Origin of the sequence: Calothrix sp. UHCC 0171 (assembly GCF_034931845.1) — a bacterium.
GTDB lineage: Bacteria > Cyanobacteriota > Cyanobacteriia > Cyanobacteriales > Nostocaceae > Brunnivagina.
On sequence record NZ_JAYGHN010000060.1, the window covers coordinates 1 to 19,535 of the forward strand.

A 19,535-nucleotide genomic window follows, 5' to 3' on the forward strand; every position below is an offset into this window, starting at 1 on the left:
GCTTGGCAATGAAATTTTTTCATTGGGACTGTCTTCTCATCTCCGCGTTGATGGGATCGTGACATTTAGGCGAATCTGATATTAAGGTTTGACTCTGCTGTGATTACGAATTACCTCTTGTGGCGTAACTCCAACTAAGCGTTTGAAGTGACGTGAAAACTGGCTTTGATCGGAGAATCCCACCATTGAGGCAACTTCGGAAATTCTTTTTTTTTCTTTAGAGAGCAATATCTTAGCACGTTCAATTCGACATTTAATTACGTATTGATAGGGTGAAAGCCCAGTGGATTGTTTAAATAAACGCGCAAAGTGATATTTACTCATCCCTATTTCATCGGCAATTGCCCCGATTAATAAATCTTCGGTGAGATGATTCAAGATAAATTCTTGGACTTTTCGTAGTTTTGAATTTGTCAATCCTTGATAACATTCTTGACGAGGCTGTCTCCGGATAGAGTAATGCTGTAACAAATGCACTGCTAGTGCTGTTGCCATTGAGTCAGCATAGAAATGATTCCCAAGAGTTCCCAATGTGAGGGTATTTTTCAAGGCTAACCCGATTTGATAAATTAGGGGATCAGGTTTGGCAAAATGTGGTGTCACCTCAACAACCCCGCTTTCCCAGCCGTCGCCAACAACTCTATTGATCAAATCTGCATCCAGCATCAAAATTATAAACTCGGACTTTTGTGTCGTTGTGGCTGCATGAATTGCACGAGGAGGAATTACTACAACATCACCTGGCTTCAGTCTTTCCAACTTCCGAAATTCGCCTAACCTTCGCTGTAACTGTGACTCGCATCCCAGATAAATTACCAACGTATAATCTAAGGTGTAGTGTTCTGGGCTTTCAAATGCAGGCTGTTGATAATACTCTAGACAGATATTTTCCCATCCAGCTTGATAGCTACATATTAGAGGTTGCTTTGGCAAAATGCACCTGCGATTTTCTGCCTTAGTTACATCGATTGCCAATGACTGATGCTTTTTCAACATAAATCGCACCTCTTCTAACAACCTGATTCCGCGATCGCCATTAACACATCTAACAAATAATTTCCGGAAAATCTTAATCAGATCATAAGTAAGTTTAATCGCAATTATTGGTTTTAATTATTCATTTACATGGCTATATGTCAATATAAGATAATTAGTTATTTGGTTAAATATATTAGTAGACTAATTAGTTATTTAGCCATTAAACGAATCTAAAAACTCTCATACTCAATGCTCTTTTCCTACTTTAACAATGGTAATAAAAGTGTCACGAAATAGTAGACAATAGGGGCAGTAAAGATATAACTATCAGTACGGTCTAAAATACCACCATGACCAGGGATTAATTGTCCCGAATCCTTAACCCCTGCATCTCTTTTCAGCATTGACTCAGTCAAATCGCCCAACAAACTGGCAATGCCGATTAATAAACCCAACGAGATACCTGTTAGTATATAATGCGACCAGTGCAAATAGTAAGCCCCTGCTGTGGCAACGACGATACTACCACCAATCCCAAAGACAGCACCTTCAACAGTTTTTTTGGGACTGATATCAGACAAATGGGTTTTGCCAAAGTATTTACCCACAAAGTAAGCGCCAATATCCGCAGCCCAAATACATAAAAAAGTCAGCACAGTCACACATAAACCTTGAGGAACAGAAGAGATGTGTGACCTTTGAAACAAGTCACTCCAATCTACTGGTAAATATCCACTCAAAGGTAAATTAGCATGAGTTGCACTATCAATACCACGCAAACGCACCCAAAAACTAGGTAAATATCCAGTATAAAACAAGCCTAAAATTGAGGCGGAAATATCAGCAATAGTCGCTATTTTGGGTTGGAATAGTAAATAGAAACAGATAAAAGTACCAGCAAGAGGTAAAACAGCATCAGCAAGAGAAACATTGACAGTAGAAATTGCCAATAAAGCCAGACTAACGACAAGGGTAGTTTTTGCAGCCGGAGCTATACCTTTAGCACGTACAAGATCGAAAAACTCATTTTGACCTAAATAAACAATTACTACATAGGTGAAGGTAAAGTACCAACCTCCCAATAGAGTAGTAGTTAGCGCGATCGCGATCGCAATAATTCCGCTAATAATTCTCGTCCAAGGCATAGCAATATAAATATTGGTAATTGGGCAACCCTGCGGGAAGGCGCAAAGTCTCTATAGGTATTGGAGATAATGAAAGAAAATTGCGAATTTTTCCCTTCCCTGATTTTTTCTGTTTCCCTTGTCCCATTCCCCTATCTAATCTAACTTCTCGCCACTGAAGATAAATATGGGATCAACGGCAGCGAAGGTTTGAGAGAACCCGCGCATTTCCAAACGGTTAACGGCGGATTGAACGACTTCGATATTTACGGCTCGCAATTGGGCAAAGCTTTGAGAAATCGCATACAGACTTTCTAGATTACCAGCTGTTGCTACAACTCGTCCTGAGGGGGGTAAATAACTCCATGCAGTTTGGATGATATCAGCAATCGCTCGTCCACCTTCAATACATACCCGATCTGGTTTTTGCTGCAAATCGTGCAAGCATTCGGGGGCACTTCCCTCAATCACTTCGACATTCTTCACCTCAAAGCGATCGCAATTACGGCGAATTAAATTGGCAACTTCTTCATCACGTTCAATTGCCAAAATTTTACCCTGTGGACACAACAGTCCTACTTCCACGGGAATAGTTCCCGTCCCCGCACCAATATCCCACAAAACAGAATCAGCCTTTAAACGCAATTGTGAAAGTAATTGCAAACGAATTTCGCGCTGACTCATCGGAATCCCCGGTAAATGCTCAAATAAATCATCGGGAATACCAGGAGTTACAAAAGACCAAAGTTTAGAAGTCATAATCAAAATTCAGAATTCCATCATGGATCAAAAACAAACCAATATTCGCTTACCCTATGGTGAGACTGACACTAAATACTAGCGCCTACAACCCAGGAGATATCTGCATTTAATTACATTCACCATAGTCTCTAATCTCATTAACTTCAAATTAACTTTACAAGTATCCCATCAACGTCAAGATTATATAAGTATTATTTTTATCTCACTATTTATTCTCAAATCAATAATTATACTTAGCTAAAATAGCTGTATTGCAAAACTCTAATTCAGCCTGCCCACATAATATATTTAGTTATTCAAAAATATGAAAATAGTCATCAAATCTATCTTATTTGCTACTATACTAACCTTGTTTATTCCTCATGAATTCTCTTCCAGTATAGCGATCGCAGCCAAACAAAAAAATCCCCAATCAAATCTCATCCGAGATAGAAAAGGAAACATTATCGGCATCAATAATTTAACTATAGATAAGCGACGCTACAATATTAAATTTATCTATGGTACCTTTAGCGAGATTTATCACCCTAATAATCAAACCAAGACAAATCCAACATTTTGGCAAAATCCGCAAGCCGCAACTCAAGCCCTAGTCGCTATCAACACAGCCTTAAATTCCCGTAAACCAATTTCCTCGAAACTGGGAGTTTCCTCCAGTAAATATACATCTACTGCGTTTTCTGGTAGTGGTAATAGTTTTATGATTCCCGTATCGAGCGATCGCACAGTCCGCGAATACGGTACTCAGCGTACTGAAAATATATACGTTAATGGTATAATAAGCAGCTTTGAAGCTAATAAAAAAGCCTGGATTAACTATTCATTTCCAGACTTCTCGCTAACCCCAAATACACCCTTTACCTACGTTCAAATAAATCCTATTAATAATTGAAAATTTACCAGAAAACGAGATTTTTACAGGAGAAATATCCACACCGCTTTCTTGCCTTCCCTAGGTGTTTTTAAGCGTAAAGTATTGGCTGTGCTAACAAAAATCAAATATTAATCCTATATTCCGTGAAAGTCATATAGCGGTTCCCAACCTAGTGAAGTACATTTTAGCGGCTTATTCTTAGTTGGAAAGGTTTATGCGTACCTCAGTAGCCTAGGAAAGGCTATATTTATACTTGCTTTATTCTAATAAGTAATTATCTTTTTATTTTTCCATTCCTAAATAATATATCTTCTAAAGCATTTATGTCGGGATTAAGACCTTGATTTAGTTGCTCGCGAACACGATTAATTAGTGAAATTTGTTTATCTATATGTGTAATTAAACGGCTACCATTCCAAGCGTGAACTCGAAAAAATGCATCTACAATGTCACCCGCACCAGGAACTAATCCTACTATAATATCTGCAATAGTAAAAATGATAATTAACAGTTTTTCTGGGATATCAGTTCGTATTCTGTAGGATTGTAATAATAGCCAAATACTCGCTATTCCTGTGTATAGACCATCTACTATAGGAATCAGTCCAATGGCTGCATCAAGCCCTAATTTCCCAAATACCAGACCCTCTGATAGCTTAATAAATTTTTGAATTTCGTTTCTCACCTGAAGTAAATTTTCTTCATGAACTTCAATCTTAAGAGGTAAAGATTGCTGATAAGACTTATTAATATCCATTAGTGATTACTGTTTTTAATTACTATAAAAAATACATTGATTTGTCTACTTAAACGATTGCAGTAAACTTAAACTTTATTCAACCAAGTAAAATTCAGCTATGATTAATTACCTTTCGTTTTCTGCCAGTCTTCCAAAGCTCCAATGACAAAACTAGCTGCTGGATGACTGAGAAATTGCTCAAAAGCTTTAACGCTTCCTGTTTTCAATGCATTAAGTATTCGCTTGCTCAGAGTGTGGTTATTTTCTATATACTTAATAGTTTCTGTGGCTAATGTCATCTTTCCAGCAGTTGTTTCAGCTGGATAAGATTTCTCTAACTGCTCTATAATTTGCTGAATCTCTGTAGCTGCTTCAGCTAAATTTTGTTTCTGTTCTTGAGTATATGTATTAAAATGACTCGAAATATTTCCCTGCGTATTACCTGATACGATAGGAGAACCAATATTTGTTCCAATTTTTACTGATTTATCTTCCATTTGTTTATTCTTTATGTTTCTGAGTAAAAGTTAATTAATTATTTATTTGTGTATATAAAATTAAACTTGGCTTACAACATCCCCTCCAACGTTACCTGATATGACAGGAGAACCGATGTTTGTACCAATTGTTATCGATTTGTCAGTAGACATATCTAAAGTCTCAAAATTAAAATTTATAGACTTTAACTCATCACTATTCATTACACTATATAAAACCAAAATTACTCGCTTGATAAAGTCTTCGCTTCTACTTCTAAAAATTGCTCTTGTTCCACCATTAGTATAAATTGTCATCCCATATTTTCCTGTTTTTTTGATTTTACTAATATTGTGTTTATAGATTAAGTAAATCCCAATAAATATGACTAGTATTCCTAATATTTTTGCTATTTTTGAAGGAATGAAACAAAGTGAAATACCGATAAATGGCAAAGCCACAAAAAGTTTTGGCATTGGTGTTACAGTAGTCTTTGTCATATCAACTAGTCCAATGCTGGCAATATTATGAATCTGATAAATAACATTTCCATATATTAAAGTCTTACCCCTAATTTTTAGAATAGTTGTATTTATTTCATCAGTTGGATAATTTGTATCATCTGGTAGAAACTGACTTAGCGTCATCTATTTTCTCCTGCAAAGTATAGTTTTCTTAAGTTGAAACCATTGATTACATTACAGCAAGGTTATGGCAACATAAAAAATACTGTTCCTGATTAAATATGCCAATCCTTAATCATTTGTAAAATTTAGAACATAAAGACGTTCTTGTTTTTCATGAATCATCTATAGCTAATAAAATTACTGCGTCTTCTCAGTTTTTACTTCTCTTGATATTAACAATGAAGAAAAAGGTAACTTCTTGATGGATATCATCTCTTTCAATAACTGATTTGTAATTCTTATTACCTGCTTGAATTGTGCGATCGCCACTCATCACATCAATTTTCAGTAGTGTATGATATCATCTGTCCATTAAGTATGTGTACTTATAAATTGTTACTGAGAAACATAAGTAATGCGACTACAAGTTAATTATACTGAGGTTTTAGAAACAATAGCTTCAACATAACTACTTATCTACCAATTATTACTGATATCATAAGTATAATTTAAATTAAAACCATCAATAAAAAAAGACACATAGCAAAATCTTTAAAAAAATATGCTACATAGTCCCTGAAGAATAAAATTATATGAAATTAGAACTTAAATTATTGACAAAAAAGGCTTGTGATTATATCAAGGAAAATTTGAGCAAAATTAGCTCGCATATTCTAAAAGATACAGCGCTTTTGAGGTGAGTAAAACACAACAATTGTAGGGGTAGTTTAAACGTGGAAATTTTGAATGGCTTACTACTGCACCTCATAAATATAGAATCTGCTGTATTCCTCAGAAAAATAACTATTCCAACCAGATGGAATAGTTGTCAAGAACAAATCTAATAGCAGTCTCTGGCAAATTTGAGTTTATAGTTATTGGAGGAAGAGTTACAGGTAAAAGCGATGTTTGGACTGGGATGGACGGAAGTAGCCTTAATTGCTATTGTGGCACTACTAATTTTTGGACCAAAAAAAATTCCCGAACTGGGTAGCGCATTGGGAAAAACCCTACGGGGGTTCAAAGAAGAACTGCATAATCCCAATGAAGAAACCAGTCAGGAAAAAGAAGAAGAAAAATAGTTATTGGTTATTAGCTATTCGTTAATAGTTAAATAGTCGCTGGTTAGTGTTGTAGTAGTTAAAATGATGAGTCAACTAATGACTAACAAGCATTAACTAAATAAAGAACAACTAACAAATAACTACAGTCGATTAACTACGGTTGCCGGAGAAGTCCCAACTTGAGAGGAATCACTAGCATTTGCCGATTGATTTTGCTGTACTTCTTCTTTGACAACGCCACGGGCTTTAATCAATTTAATGGCACGGTTAATGCTTTCTGGTAGAATCACCACCAAACTGTTATCGGGTGCTGAATCCAATGCTTTGTTGATTGCTTGGGTTTCGTCGAGCACTGTTTCGTAAGCTAAGTCTGGCTTAACTTGCTTGATACCCTTCGAGATTAACTCAGCACCAGAACCGCGTGCCCTGCCTCGCGTATCGTCATCTTCTTTGACAATTATCTTGTCAAAAATATCGGCAGCTAGCTTACCCAAAGTCACAAAATCTTCATCACGCCTGTCTCCAGGGCCACCAACAACACCAATGCGCTGTCCTGAGTTCCAATTTCTGACAAACGAACCTAGAGCTTCATAACTGTGGGGGTTGTGGGCATAGTCTACTAACGCATGATAATTACCCAAGTTGAACAAATTCATCCGTCCAGGTGTTTGACTTACAGACGCGCGGAATGTATTCAAACCAGCGCGGATTTGTTCGATGGTGACATTTTGCACAAATGCAGCAAGGGAAGCTGCTAACGCATTCGCAATCATAAATGGCGCACGCCCACCCATTGTTAAGGGGATATTTTCGACTTTCTCAATGCGGTGTGTCCAGTCGCCCTTCAGTATCGAAATGTAACCATTCTCGTACAATGCCGCTACTCCACCTTTTTGAATATGATCGCGGACTAGTTGCGATTCATTATTCATGGTGAAGTAGGCAATATTTGCCTTAGTTTTCTCTGCCATTACCGCGACACGAGGGTCATCAGCATTCAAAACTGCATAACCATCAGGATATACAGCTTCGGCAACTACACTCTTGAGGTGTGCCAGTTGATCAATGTTATCTATATCACCCAAACCCAAGTGGTCTGCGGCAACATTTAAGACTATACCGACATTGGATGATTCAAAAGCTAAACCAGAACGCAGAATACCACCACGGGCTGTTTCCAACACAGCAACTTGTACTGTTGGGTCTTGGAGAATCAATTGAGCGCTTTGAGGCCCAGTATTATCACCTGACTCTACTAAGTATTCTCCAATATAAGTACCGTCAGTGGTTGTATAACCAATAACTTTACCTGTTTGTCGGAAGATATGTGCTAGGAGGCGGGTTGTAGTGGTTTTTCCATTTGTACCCGTAACACTGAGAATGGGAACGCGACTTGCTTGTTCGTTTTTAAACAACATATCAACTACTGCACCAGCAACGTTACGAGGTGTACCGTAGCTAGGGGCAATATGCATTCGGAAGCCCGGCGCTGCATTGACTTCGACAATTACACCCTCAGTTTCCCGCAGGGGACGACTAATATCATTGGTGACAACATCAATACCAGCAATATCTAAGCCAATTGTTTTGACGACGCGCTGTGCCAACCAAATATTTTCTGGATGAATTTCGTCGGTTCTGTCAACGGCAGTACCACCTGTACTGAGGTTGGCAGTTGCTCGGAGATAACAAGTTTTATCTTTAGGTAAAACGCTGTTTAGGGTTAGACCTTGCCGTTCGAGTAATTGGTAACTAGTGCGGTCTAATTCAATTTTAGTAAGAACTTTATCATGTCCGTCACCGCGATTTGGATCGTTATTGGTATCTTCGATGAGTTCAGCGATCGTTAATTTTCCATCGCCAATCACATGTGCTGGAACACGTTCAGCAACTGCAACAACTTTACCATCAACAACTAATACGCGATGGTCGCGTCCGGTATAGTATTTTTCAACAATTACACTACGAGAAACTTGTCTTGCAGCATCGTAGGCGGCTTCGGCTTCACTCCAACTGCGAATATCGATTGTGATACCGCGTCCGTGGTTGCCATCTAGGGGTTTAATTACAATTGGATACCCACCAACGTACTCGATCGCCTCTTCCAAATCATCAAGGAAATTAATGACATTCCCTTTCGGAACAGGAATACCGGCTTCTGCCAAAATACGTTTTGTGGCTTCCTTATCGCAAGCCAGTTCAACTCCGAGAATACCAGTGTTGTTAGTCATGGTAGCCTGGATACGTTTCTGGCTAGCTCCATAGCCCAACTGGATTAGGAAACGCGCACCAAGTGCCATCCAAGGAATACCTTTTTTCTCGGCTTCCTTGACAATTGCTTCAGTGGAGGGTCCCAAGGCTGAGTCGCGGGCAAAGTCACGCAAGTCTTGTAAATCTTGCTCTAATTCGGCTTTCGGATAGCGACCTCGGTCGGCAATGCTTTGGCACAAGCGTACAGCTGCCCTCCCAGCATAGCGTCCGGCTTCCTCGTTTTCGTACTCGAATACAACCTGGTAGACTCCCGGTGTAGCAGTTTCACGGGTACGACCGAAGGCTGCGGGCATACCAACAAGTTCTTGCAATTCTAAGGCAACATGTTCGATGATATGACCCATCATTGTGCCTTCTCGGACTCGCATTAGGAAACCACCACGACAGCCCGGCGAACAATAGTGACCCTCCAGACTTGGCAGCGCCTCAACTAATCCTTCGTAAAAACCGGGGATTTCATTCGAGGGCGACTCGGCGAGGTTTTCTAAATCGAGGCGCATGACTATCAACTTGTGGCGTCGAATGCTCCAATAGTTGGGACCGCGTAAGGTCTGGATTTTGAGGATTCTCATGGGAATAGGTAGATGGAGATTCGGAGTCTCTTCTAGTTTCTTACTGGAATTGACCGCTTAACTGTTATTAAAAAACAGTTTTTTCTTACATCGTATTTATTCTGCCTCATGAAACTTACTCAAAGTAGAGGACTTTGATGTTCACTTCTTGCTTTATCCAAGGTCGTAATTAGCGGTCAACTAAGTTTAACCGCAGACAAAAAATTCCGCCAGATACTTTTTTTAGCTAGAAATTAGCTAGAAATTAGCTAGAATTACTGAATACTGAACTTGGACATAGCGAGAAACTAGCTAGAGATACGATAGTTAGCTGGTAAGGCAGTGCGCTGGTAGAGGTGGTACTTGTCGCCGTGGCTAAGGATATGCATCCGCATATTATGAATTGTTAACGGCTCGGTAGCGCCCACGTTTGGTTCGTTTGTGTGGGTGACTTCGGTGGGGTCAACCACTGTAACGCTACCTTTTCCTAAAACTTGCATCCAGCCATCTTTCTCAAACATAGCGCATGTATCCTCATCGATGCCAATGCCAATGCGGTCAGGGTGAGATGCGATCGCACTGACTAATCTAACCATCCGATTGCGATTATGGAAGTGCTGGTCAACGATGACTTCGGGAATTAACCCTAAACCTGTTGCCATATCCACTAAAGAACGGTTGGGAGACTCTCCTGAACCACCTCCTGCGATCATATGGTGTCCCATCACCGCAGCCCCGGCAGAAGTGCCTGCTAGGGTTAATTGGCCGGAACGTACTCGTTGGCGAATTACTTCCATTACTGATGTATCTGATAATACACCGCATAGTCGCAGCTGGTCGCCCCCTGTCAAAAAAACCCCCGTACAATTTTCCAGGGACTCCTTGAAATGGAGGTCTTCACACTGGTCGCGATCGCGGATATCTAAAAGCTCAACTTTGCTGGCACCCATCTCCTCAAAAATGCGGATGTAGCGCCCACCAATTATACCGGGTTCGCGGGAAGCCGACGGAATAATGGTAATGTGAGCATCGCTAGCACCAGAACGGGCTACAAATGTCCGCAAAATCTCGCGTCCGTGAACCTTATCTTCTGCGCCTCCAATTACGAGAACGGCGGTTTTAGTTGCTTGGGGTGTCGTCATTTCCAGCCATTTAGCCTTTAATTGCCGCATTGTGTTTCTCCTGTCAACAACTTCAGGTGAATTAAACCAGTCATGCCAGCTTTAATCGATGTTTCTGCTTTACTGTTTTAAAGGACACTAATTTAGCTTTTAGACGAGAAGGTAATTTTGATAGTTACCCCTCCTTCACTGAAAATGTGCTTCCAGATGCAGATGCTTATGACTTAACTCTACTCTTGAAAGGCAACTTCTTTGGGGTTAGAAAAACCCGTTCGCGGGAACGAGTAGTCTGTACAAAGCTGTTTTGTCAGATGTAGCCTTGAATTGATGGTAAAGTAAAGCCGACAAAGTGTTAAACATCGTGCCCTCATAACTCTCGATGTTGTTGTCTAAAGCCAACGTCTTGATGTTCACCTGTTGATTTTTCCAGACTGGCAAGATACTGCTTGGGGGAAAGCAGGATTTTCTCTGCCTAATTCTGGAATCAGTTTGATGCATCCTGGAAGTTGTTAACCTAGTTAATCTATTAATTTAAATGTAGATGTGACAATATTTAAACATAAATTAAGTAATTAGAAAAACTTTTGTCTTTGAGAGAGAACCAATAACGATTTGCCATTATTTTAGAAACTCTCTAGCGAAGATACATGTGTCCAAAAGAACATCGACTTTTATTTTTTCAACATTCTAATTTAACAATAGTGTCCTCGAATACGAAATACTGTGCGCTTTGATATAGTTACGCTGTTTCCTGACTGTTTTACTTCAGTTCTCAATTCCGGGTTGTTGAGTAAAGCCCTAGCCAAGCAGATAGCCCAAGTACATCTGGTTAACCCACGGGACTTTACTAATGACAAACACCGCAAGGTGGATGACGAACCCTATGGCGGCGGAGTCGGTATGTTGATGAAACCTGAGCCGATTTTTGCCGCAGTTGAGTCGCTGCCAATTTTACCGCGACGAGAAATAATTTTAATGAGTCCCCAAGGACAAACCATCAACCAACCTCTACTGCGCGAACTAGCGACAAATTACGACCAATTGATTGTCATCTGCGGACATTACGAGGGTGTAGACGAACGGGTGTTGCAATTAGTCACCCGCGAAGTTTCCTTAGGTGACTTTATTTTAACTGGTGGCGAAATTCCGGCAATGGCATTAGTCAATGGAGTCACCCGCCTTCTTCCAGGGACAGTTGGCAAAGTCGAATCCTTGAAAAGTGAGAGTTTTGAGGAAGGGTTACTTGATTATCCCCAATATACCCGTCCCGCCAATTTCCGTGGTTGGAAAGTGCCAAATGTTCTCCTGTCTGGGAATCATGCTGCGATCGCCAAATGGCGCTTTGAACAACAAATCGAACGCACCCGCAAACGTCGTCCTGACTTACTGGAAACATGGGAAGAGGAAAGAGGATGTGGGGATGCAGGAACATAGGGGTATAGGGACAAAAAATCAAAATTTGCTTTGTGTCCCTCCATGACTTATTCCCAATCTCAAAATACCAAATCCAACATAATCCAACATACATACTATGACTATTCGTATTGGTAATGGCTACGATATTCACCGCTTAACACCTGAAAGAAAGTTAATTCTTGGTGGTGTGGAAATTACCCATGAACTGGGTTTATTAGGACACAGTGATGCTGATGTTCTTACACACGCAATAATGGACGCAATGTTAGGTGCGTTATCACTAGGTGATATCGGGCATTATTTTCCACCAACAGACCCCAAATGGAAGGGTGCTGATAGTCTACTGCTGCTGAGTCAGGTTAATCAGCTTGTTCTAGATAGAGGCTGGAAAATTGGCAATATTGACTCGGTAATTGTTGCCGAACGTCCGAAATTAAAACCTCATATTGAGAAAATGCGGGAAAAAATTGCCGGAGTTTTGCAATTAGAACCAAATCAAGTCGGTGTCAAAGCAACTACTAATGAAAAATTAGATGCTGTTGGACGAGAAGAAGGCATTTGTGCTTATGCCGTGGTTTTACTGGAAAAATAATGCCTGAGCTTATTTATTAGCAGAAGTAGTTGAATTTATGTAATATTTCTTTACTTATTGACTTTCATCATGAGAAATAGTGATCCCGGATTTTTCACCACATTTCTCAAAGCCTTATAAAACTTAGTTTTGTGCGTTTCACTCTGTAAAAAAAAATATTCCCGTCAAAAACGCCTGAAATACATTCTGGGCAAAGGCTCTGATGAATGCAATTGCTCGGATTATGAGAAATGCGGGTAATTAGCTAAAGAATATTGAAATGCATAGTCACAAATCTAAAACTTCTGTGGGATTGACATTCCAGCCCATTTTTTATGGAAATTAAAGACATATTCACTTAGTAGCTAGGATAAACACCAATCCCAAAAGCCAACCACAAATGAGGCAAAGAAAAACTTATTAAGTATAATGCGAAATGCCAATTGAGATAGTGATGACACAAAAATGTTTTGAAGCTCTAATTTCCCAGAGTTTCCTCAGCGAGAAGTAAATAAAATTTGACAAAGTGTAGGCATTGTTTATTTCCGTAAAACTCACAACTTTCTCAGCTAGCGGCAGTCTCAGAACTGATAACTCAGCATCTCACCCTCAATTATATGAATCAGAATATTTCTCATTTTTCTACTAAATTTTTGATTAAACGCGGTTGGATTTTGGCATTGGCTGGGGTGTTTGTATCCTTAACTCTTAATGCCTGCAACCCCAACAACTTTAAAACTCAAGCTGCCCAGGTTTCTCAACTAGTCTATTCAATTACTGCTGAACCAAAAACTTTTAATTATGTCCTCAGCAAAGAGTCCCCAAATGTATTTGGTCCGATTTATGAGGGAATGCTGGCGGAAAATGGAGTCACAGCCGAACTTGAACCGGCTTTAGCTGAATCTTGGCAGGAAGAGGGGCAGAAAATTGTATTCAAGTTGCGAAAAGATTTAAAGTGGTCGGATGGAAAACCACTTACCGCAGATGACGTTGTGTTTACTTTCAACGATATCTATACAAATAAAGCTATTCCTACGAGTATCCGTGATGTACTCGCAATTGGTAAAAGTCGTCTCTTTCCTAAAGTTACCAAAATAGACGATCGCACAGTTGAAGTTACTTCTCCCGAACCGTTTGCACCATTATTGCGAACTGTTGGGGGCTTGGCAATTATGCCAAAACATGCATTGGTAAGTACCCTCAAAAACAAAGATACAAGCGGAAATCTCCAGTTTTTGTCAACTTGGAATACAGGTACTGACCCAAAAACTGTTGTTTCCAATGGTCCATTTGTTTTGGATAGTTACAAAACTAGCGAGCGGGTGGTATTTAAACCAAATCCTTATTATTGGCGGCGTGATGCTCAGGGCAAGCAAATGCCTTATATTCAACATATGGTTTGGCAAATTGTTGAAAGTCCTGATACTGCATTGATGCAATTTCGTTCTGGTGGCTTAGATATGTTGGAAGTTGCACCTCGCAATTTCTCACTGCTGAAAAAAGAAGAAAAACGCGGTCAATTTGCGATACTAGATGGTGGACCCGACCAAGCAGCGATTTTTATTAGCTTTAATCAAAATTCCGGTAGCCGTAATGGAAAACCTTTTGTAAACCCAATTAAGTCACGTTGGTTTAGAACCAAAGAATTTCGCCAAGCCATAGCCCATGCAATTGATCGTTCGAGTATGTTAACTAATGTCTATCGAGGCATCGGCGAATTGCAATACTCGGCAACATTTTCTGGTAGTCCTTTCTATCTTTCTCCAGAGAAAGGATTAAAAACATATGATTATAATCCTCAAAAAGCGAAACAACTTCTCCTCAAAGCTGGATTTAAATATAACGAAAAAGGGCAATTACTTGATCAAGATGGTAATCGAGTCCGCTTTAGTTTAATGGCTCCCACAGGAAGTCGAACAGGAGAAATTGTGGCTTCGCAAATGAAACTGGACTTGGAAAAAATTGGCATTCAAATGGATTTCCAGCAGCTTGATTTTGGCGTAATGGGAGATAGACTTGGTAACTCCTTCGACTGGGAAGCATATTTTGGCGCAGTTGGGGGTGGTGGTATCGATCCCAATGGGGCAGCAAATTTTTGGTCTGTTGAGGGCGAATTCCGTCCCTTTAATCAAGCCCCCACAGCCGGACAAGCCCCCGTTCAAGGACGTATTGTTGAGCCTTGGGAAGAAAAAATTGGTCAATTATATATTGAAGGAGCGCAGGAACTGAACGAAGAAAAACGCAAAGAAATCTATTGGGAAACACAGCGTATCGCTGCTGAAGAATTACCTTATATTCACTTGTTTAATCCGCGATCGCTTTTAGCCGTACGTAATCGAGTTGAAAATATGAAATACTCTGCTTATGGTGGTGCCCTGTGGAATGTCTATGAATTAAAAATTACTGATCAAAAGTAGATCAAAATTGATCACCCAGAGATTCATATCTTCAGTAAATTTGACTTAAAGTTGCCAAAATTAACAACAATTGATAAGCTGAAACACTAATGGAATAAGCCTTCTGGCGCTTTTTCTGTCGTTAAATCAGAAACTAGCCGACACTAAATTAGGAGCGTTTCCGTGAATGCAGCTGAAATGGCAACTAGCCTCGATTTCGCCAGCAAGATAGCCACAGTAGTCAATTTGTTTAAGCAGGAATTTCCAGATGCCAAATCTGACCTCAAACCCTGGCAAAATGATCCCGATACACGAGAGTTAATTGACCCTGATTCTATAGATATTGGTTTTCATTTTCCAGGTATTAGTCGTTCTTGGCGAAGTCGCAGCCTATTATTTCAGATTCGTTTATACAAAGACCCTACAAATAATTTGCGTCGAGTAATTGGTGTCGAAGTCGCTGGATTTGACCACGAGGGTGAAGCTTGGAGACTCTCAACAGTAGAAAACTGGAATTTTGTCGGTAGAACCCATCCATCCACAGAAATAGGCGATCGCCTAAAAAACTTTTGTCGCCACATTTTGGAAATTTTTAACAATTCTACTGATGCTGCATAATTTGTAATTGCTCCAAAATTTCAAATCACGACAACTAATTGCTAACTTCTTTGGGGCAACTACCATCAGTACAAAACTGCGATTGATATGTATTTCCGCGCTTACCAAAAAGTGTATAACGATTATCGCGAATTTGTTCGTAAAATCTGTCTCCCATCCATTTCATTCCAGGTAGTGCCCGATACAGATCAACAAATACATTTCCCATTGGTAGTAAACGCCCAATTTCTTCTGCGGCATCACTACCTTGCCAACGTCTGTCTGGCATGTTGGCATCAATTAAAATCATTCCCATTTCCCCATCTTCGGGGGCAATTTCCCAATGCAACAGTGTTTTTTCGTCTTGCATCGGAACGTAAGCAAACAACTTACCTTGGTCGAGATTTTCTAGTAATTGCACTAGGGTGACGCAAAGGTTGCAGTTGCCATCATATATTACGTAATAACTCATAAATATCAGCCCCTAACTCAATACTATTTTTACATGACGAATCACCTCAGCCACTGACTTGGCTTGGGCGATCGCACCTCTGGGTATATGTGGTGCATCCCCATCAAAAATCTCGGAAATTGAACCGATACAAGCTTCAGAAGTGAAATGTTGGAGTAAAGGTTGCCAATCAAATGGCAAGGGTTGGTGAATGTAAAATCTTTGCCAACCTCTGATAAAAGCACCAATTAACCAGCACCAGACTGTACCTTGATGATAAGCGCGATCGCGTTGTTGTTGATTACCAACATACTGACCAATATAATCTGGGTCACTGGGATTGAGACTACGTAAACCGTAAGGAGTTAGTAAACAGGACTGCGCCAAATCTAAAATGCTTTGCCCTTGCTGTACTGAGAAAGCACAATGAGCAAACGATAGGGCTAAAACCGCATTTGGACGTATTTGAGCATTACGGCGATCGTCTGGCTCAATCGTATCAAAGAGATACCCCGATTGCGAATTCCAAAACTTTTGTAGCGAAGTTTTTACTTGTTCAGCTTGCATTGTATAGCGCCGTGCTTGTTTGGCTAAACGCCCCTGCTCGGTAACATCCCCATGTTCGCTGAGAATTTCCGCCCATCGTGAAGCCCAACATAAACAGGAATACCACAAGGCATTAACTTCGACTGGTTTACCTCGACGAGGTGTGACAGGCTGTCCATCGACTACAGCATCCATCCAAGTCAATGCCACACCTCGATTATCCCAGCTAACTAACCCATCGGTGGAATCAACCTGAATGTTATAGCGAGTACCTCCAATCAAAGCTTTATAAATTTGCTGTACCATTGGATATTGTGCAATCAAAAATTCCCAATCATGGGTAGCCTCAAGATAAAGCCCTAGTGTTTCTACCCACCACAGAGCTGTATCCATACTGTTATATAAAGGTTCTCTATTTACATCTGGAAATGCATTGGGAATCAAGCCGTAGCGACAGTAATTACCAAAACTTGCCAAAATTTCCTTGGCAACTCCATAACGCCCAGTTGTCAAAGTTAATCCAGGTAAGGCAATTAAAGTGTCTCTTCCCCAGTCATTAAACCAGTGATACCCAGCAATTACAGTCAGACTATCAGTTGATTGACGATAAACAATAAATTGCTCACTGGCTTGTAGGAGTTTTTTGTATAGATGGGAAGTTGGGAAAGTGAGAAAAAAATATAAATTCTCTTTGTCTTCTTTTTCCCCTGGCTTCGTTTCTAATTTCCCTTCTTCATGATCAAAAATCTGACACAGGCGCTCTTGCTCAATTTCAACCGCTTCATCAAAAGTTGTTGATGTCAAAAGTTTTTGGTTTTGTTCGGGAAAACCTAACTGTGCTTCCAGGGTGACTGTATCTCCTGGTTGTAAGATAACACTCAAATAACCAGGACTATATAAGTCCTCGCGATCGCTCAATCCTCTTTGAGTTTCTTCACTTAAAGCATAACTCCAATACCAAACAGCATCCGGTTGATACTCACCTTTCGTCCATCTTAAATGCCAAGGTATGCCAAAATGACCTGCGATTATCGCTTGCAAACAAACTTGCTGCTTACTCAACATCTGAGAAAACTGTAATTCCGGTATTTTTGTTTGCTGATGATGTAAATTGCGATCGGCAGTTAGAAGACGCAGCCGTAAAACCGCAACCTCCACGCCCTCATAACGATATTGAATTAACAAATTATTTTTTTTCTCGTCTTTCCCCTTTACCCATTTCCCATTACCCCCTTGCCAATGTGGCATGATTAAAAGTCGAGTCAACTGCCAATCATTCCCACCCCAAATCCATTTTGGAATGGGATTAATCTCAAAAGAACGCAAAAATCGATAGCCATTCGGGTCAATCAGACCATTGCCCCAAATATTAGTTCCTAACGCTATGGTGCGTTCCGGTAATTCTAAGCTCGTTTCCAGATGCGACAGCAATAGGTTGCGAACCGAAGGTGGTTCCGTTGCTGCAAACAGCCATCCATGATAAGTCCGGGTGCGGATATCCGTAACTGTACCCCCAGCAAAGCCCCCTAAACCATTGGTAAGTATCCATTCTCGTGCATCTAAGTCTTTAATCATTAGCTACTCACAATCGTTATGAGTATGATATATTTGTAACAGTTCGTAATCAAATCACCCAAGCGTAGATACTAGTGGTACAAAGCCAAAGAGTATAACGCAACACTTATAAATATTTAGTCTCAAGGAGAATCATAATATGACAGAATGCATTCGCGTAGGTCAAACAGCCCCTGACTTTACAGCAACAGCAGTTGTAGATCAAGAATTTAAAACAGTCAAACTTTCCGACTATCGTGGTAAATATATAGTTCTGTTCTTTTATCCCCTAGACTTTACATTTGTTTGCCCAACCGAAATCACTGCCTTCAGCGATCGTTATGAAGAATTCAAAAAGTTAAACACTGAAATTCTTGGTGTATCAGTCGATAGTGAATTCTCACACCTTGCTTGGATTCAAACCGACCGCAAGTCTGGTGGAGTTGGCGACCTCAATTATCCGTTAGTTTCCGACATTAAAAAAGAAATTAGCTCTGCCTACAATGTATTAGACCCGGCAGCCGGAATTGCTTTACGCGGTCTATTTATCATCGACAAAGATGGCACTATTCAGCACGCTACTATCAACAACCTCGCATTTGGTCGTAGCGTTGAAGAAACTCTACGAACACTGCAAGCTATCCAACACGTACAATCCCACCCAGATGAAGTTTGTCCTGCTGGTTGGCAACCTGGTGACAAAACTATGAATCCAGACCCAGTCAAGTCTAAAGTCTACTTCTCTGCCGTTTAGACTGTAAATAGCAAGCCAACTCTAACAACTTGGAGTTACAACCATTATCAAAATAACCACAGATGAACACGTATAAATTATTGCTTTATTTTCTTTTCACCTTGGACAAAATCAAGAGATAGAAAATTACAAACTGCAAAACATCGTGTTTAGCTGTGGTTTAACTATGTACGCTACAATTATGGCAAACATTGTAATAGGGTTGAGTCAATCAAATTAATTCTTGTAATTTCAACCGTCAATCTGTTTAAAAATTTGGAGTTTAGACTAATTTTACCTAATATAAACCGCTAATTACTTATTCCAGAGAAGCTTTAACGATTTTTCGGATTGATTAACATCCAAAACCTACAATACTTGCCCAATAAGGATTATAGCCTTAAAAGTCAAAAAATAAAATTTTAGGCTGAACCTCACTAAAAAAGAAAAATAAAAAAGGTAGAGAGAGGGGGTTGACAAAGGGGGTGAAAGTTGTTAGATTAGTTCGAGTGAGCGGTTGAGAGAAAAGCGCTCCACACCGAACCGAAAAAAGTAAATAGTTTGAAAGTCATAGTAACATAAATCCTCGTCAATGAAATTTAGAGTCTGAGATAGAAATCTGAGACTGAGATTAAAGAGGAAACGGAAATAATATTTCCGAGCCTCATCAAACTGCTTCAAGAG

General features: G+C 39.9%; 17 protein-coding genes. 7 read left to right on the plus strand and 10 right to left on the minus strand.

What is annotated here, in order from left to right; translation table 11 throughout:
• Positions 1 to 81 precede the first annotated feature (81 nt).
• The 3 genes from VB733_RS25390 to cbiT form a co-directional block, all read right to left on the minus strand.
• Positions 82 to 996, minus strand: coding sequence for an AraC family transcriptional regulator (locus tag VB733_RS25390; RefSeq protein WP_323342833.1), 915 nt, complete (start codon positions 994 to 996; stop codon positions 82 to 84).
• Between the two features lie 242 nt (positions 997 to 1,238).
• A complete protein-coding gene (locus tag VB733_RS25395) occupies positions 1,239 to 2,123 on the minus strand; it encodes a phosphatidate cytidylyltransferase (RefSeq protein WP_323342834.1) in 885 nt (294 codons plus the stop codon).
• Positions 2,124 to 2,258: 135 nt separating this feature from the next.
• Positions 2,259 to 2,861 carry a precorrin-6Y C5,15-methyltransferase subunit CbiT gene (gene cbiT, locus VB733_RS25400; RefSeq protein WP_323342835.1) on the minus strand — a complete coding sequence of 201 codons (603 nt, stop codon included), beginning with the start codon at positions 2,859 to 2,861 and terminating at the stop codon, positions 2,259 to 2,261.
• A 307-nt stretch (positions 2,862 to 3,168) separates the two neighbouring features.
• Here cbiT and VB733_RS25405 point away from each other — a divergent pair, with 307 nt between their 5' ends.
• On the plus strand, positions 3,169 to 3,756 hold the full coding sequence (locus tag VB733_RS25405; protein WP_323342836.1) for a hypothetical protein: 588 nt from the start codon (positions 3,169 to 3,171) through the stop codon (positions 3,754 to 3,756).
• A 256-nt stretch (positions 3,757 to 4,012) separates the two neighbouring features.
• Here VB733_RS25405 and VB733_RS25410 read toward each other — a convergent pair whose 3' ends face one another.
• The 3 genes from VB733_RS25410 to VB733_RS25420 form a co-directional block, all read right to left on the minus strand.
• The gene (locus tag VB733_RS25410) at positions 4,013 to 4,495 is read right to left on the minus strand and encodes a DUF4112 domain-containing protein (RefSeq protein WP_323342837.1); all 483 of its coding nucleotides are present in this window, start codon (positions 4,493 to 4,495) and stop codon (positions 4,013 to 4,015) included.
• A gap of 104 nt (positions 4,496 to 4,599) precedes the next feature.
• Entirely contained in the window at positions 4,600 to 4,974 is a 375-nt protein-coding gene (locus VB733_RS25415; RefSeq protein ID WP_323342838.1) for a hypothetical protein, read from the minus strand.
• Positions 4,975 to 5,034: 60 nt separating this feature from the next.
• A complete protein-coding gene (locus VB733_RS25420; protein WP_323342839.1) occupies positions 5,035 to 5,601 on the minus strand; it encodes a DUF6232 family protein in 567 nt (188 codons plus the stop codon).
• Between the two features lie 884 nt (positions 5,602 to 6,485).
• Here VB733_RS25420 and tatA point away from each other — a divergent pair.
• Positions 6,486 to 6,662 carry a twin-arginine translocase TatA/TatE family subunit gene (gene tatA / locus VB733_RS25425; RefSeq protein ID WP_323342840.1) on the plus strand — a complete coding sequence of 59 codons (177 nt, stop codon included), beginning with the start codon at positions 6,486 to 6,488 and terminating at the stop codon, positions 6,660 to 6,662.
• Positions 6,663 to 6,784: 122 nt separating this feature from the next.
• Here tatA and cphA read toward each other — a convergent pair whose 3' ends face one another.
• Both cphA and VB733_RS25435 read right to left on the minus strand, forming a co-directional pair.
• The gene (gene cphA / locus VB733_RS25430; protein WP_323342841.1) at positions 6,785 to 9,487 is read right to left on the minus strand and encodes a cyanophycin synthetase; all 2,703 of its coding nucleotides are present in this window, start codon (positions 9,485 to 9,487) and stop codon (positions 6,785 to 6,787) included.
• Between the two features lie 287 nt (positions 9,488 to 9,774).
• Entirely contained in the window at positions 9,775 to 10,638 is an 864-nt protein-coding gene (locus tag VB733_RS25435; protein WP_096615544.1) for a cyanophycinase, read from the minus strand.
• Between the two features lie 672 nt (positions 10,639 to 11,310).
• Between VB733_RS25435 and trmD the strand changes: the two genes are divergently transcribed.
• From trmD to VB733_RS25455, 4 genes are all read left to right on the plus strand, one after another.
• Positions 11,311 to 12,021: a tRNA (guanosine(37)-N1)-methyltransferase TrmD gene (gene trmD / locus VB733_RS25440; protein WP_323342842.1), complete on the plus strand. Its 711-nt coding sequence runs from the start codon at positions 11,311 to 11,313 to the stop codon at positions 12,019 to 12,021.
• Between the two features lie 97 nt (positions 12,022 to 12,118).
• The gene (gene ispF, locus VB733_RS25445) at positions 12,119 to 12,595 is read left to right on the plus strand and encodes a 2-C-methyl-D-erythritol 2,4-cyclodiphosphate synthase (RefSeq protein WP_323342843.1); all 477 of its coding nucleotides are present in this window, start codon (positions 12,119 to 12,121) and stop codon (positions 12,593 to 12,595) included.
• Positions 12,596 to 13,191: 596 nt separating this feature from the next.
• A complete protein-coding gene (locus tag VB733_RS25450; protein ID WP_323342844.1) occupies positions 13,192 to 14,991 on the plus strand; it encodes an ABC transporter substrate-binding protein in 1,800 nt (599 codons plus the stop codon).
• 162 nt (positions 14,992 to 15,153) lie between these two features.
• Positions 15,154 to 15,588, plus strand: a complete 435-nt coding sequence (locus VB733_RS25455; protein WP_323342845.1) for a hypothetical protein — start codon at positions 15,154 to 15,156, stop codon at positions 15,586 to 15,588.
• 34 nt (positions 15,589 to 15,622) lie between these two features.
• On the opposite strand, the gene VB733_RS25460 is transcribed toward VB733_RS25455, so the two are convergent.
• Together VB733_RS25460 and VB733_RS25465 are read right to left on the minus strand one after the other, a co-directional pair.
• The gene (locus VB733_RS25460; protein WP_323342846.1) at positions 15,623 to 16,039 is read right to left on the minus strand and encodes a thiol-disulfide oxidoreductase DCC family protein; all 417 of its coding nucleotides are present in this window, start codon (positions 16,037 to 16,039) and stop codon (positions 15,623 to 15,625) included.
• A gap of 12 nt (positions 16,040 to 16,051) precedes the next feature.
• Positions 16,052 to 18,136 carry an amylo-alpha-1,6-glucosidase gene (locus VB733_RS25465; RefSeq protein WP_323342847.1) on the minus strand — a complete coding sequence of 695 codons (2,085 nt, stop codon included), beginning with the start codon at positions 18,134 to 18,136 and terminating at the stop codon, positions 16,052 to 16,054.
• Between the two features lie 142 nt (positions 18,137 to 18,278).
• On the opposite strand from VB733_RS25465, the gene VB733_RS25470 reads away from it, so the two are divergent.
• Positions 18,279 to 18,872, plus strand: a complete 594-nt coding sequence (locus VB733_RS25470) for a peroxiredoxin (protein WP_096615550.1) — start codon at positions 18,279 to 18,281, stop codon at positions 18,870 to 18,872.
• The last annotated feature ends 663 nt before the right edge of the window (positions 18,873 to 19,535 follow it).

Bases quoted from the DNA above. Each gene is read 5' to 3' on its own strand.
- VB733_RS25415 (WP_323342838.1), bottom strand. From the start codon at position 4,974: ATGGAAGATAAATCAGTAAAAATTGGAACAAATATTGGTTCTCCTATC.
- VB733_RS25460 (WP_323342846.1), bottom strand. From the start codon at position 16,039: ATGAGTTATTACGTAATATATGATGGCAACTGCAACCTTTGCGTCACC.
- VB733_RS25450 (WP_323342844.1), top strand. From the start codon at position 13,192: ATGAATCAGAATATTTCTCATTTTTCTACTAAATTTTTGATTAAACGC.
- ispF (WP_323342843.1), top strand. From the start codon at position 12,119: ATGACTATTCGTATTGGTAATGGCTACGATATTCACCGCTTAACACCT.
- VB733_RS25410 (WP_323342837.1), bottom strand. From the start codon at position 4,495: ATGGATATTAATAAGTCTTATCAGCAATCTTTACCTCTTAAGATTGAA.
- cbiT (WP_323342835.1), bottom strand. From the start codon at position 2,861: ATGACTTCTAAACTTTGGTCTTTTGTAACTCCTGGTATTCCCGATGAT.
- VB733_RS25390 (WP_323342833.1), bottom strand. From the start codon at position 996: ATGTTGAAAAAGCATCAGTCATTGGCAATCGATGTAACTAAGGCAGAA.
- VB733_RS25395 (WP_323342834.1), bottom strand. From the start codon at position 2,123: ATGCCTTGGACGAGAATTATTAGCGGAATTATTGCGATCGCGATCGCG.
- tatA (WP_323342840.1), top strand. From the start codon at position 6,486: ATGTTTGGACTGGGATGGACGGAAGTAGCCTTAATTGCTATTGTGGCA.
- VB733_RS25420 (WP_323342839.1), bottom strand. From the start codon at position 5,601: ATGACGCTAAGTCAGTTTCTACCAGATGATACAAATTATCCAACTGAT.
- VB733_RS25470 (WP_096615550.1), top strand. From the start codon at position 18,279: ATGACAGAATGCATTCGCGTAGGTCAAACAGCCCCTGACTTTACAGCA.
- VB733_RS25405 (WP_323342836.1), top strand. From the start codon at position 3,169: ATGAAAATAGTCATCAAATCTATCTTATTTGCTACTATACTAACCTTG.
- cphA (WP_323342841.1), bottom strand. From the start codon at position 9,487: ATGAGAATCCTCAAAATCCAGACCTTACGCGGTCCCAACTATTGGAGC.
- VB733_RS25435 (WP_096615544.1), bottom strand. From the start codon at position 10,638: ATGCGGCAATTAAAGGCTAAATGGCTGGAAATGACGACACCCCAAGCA.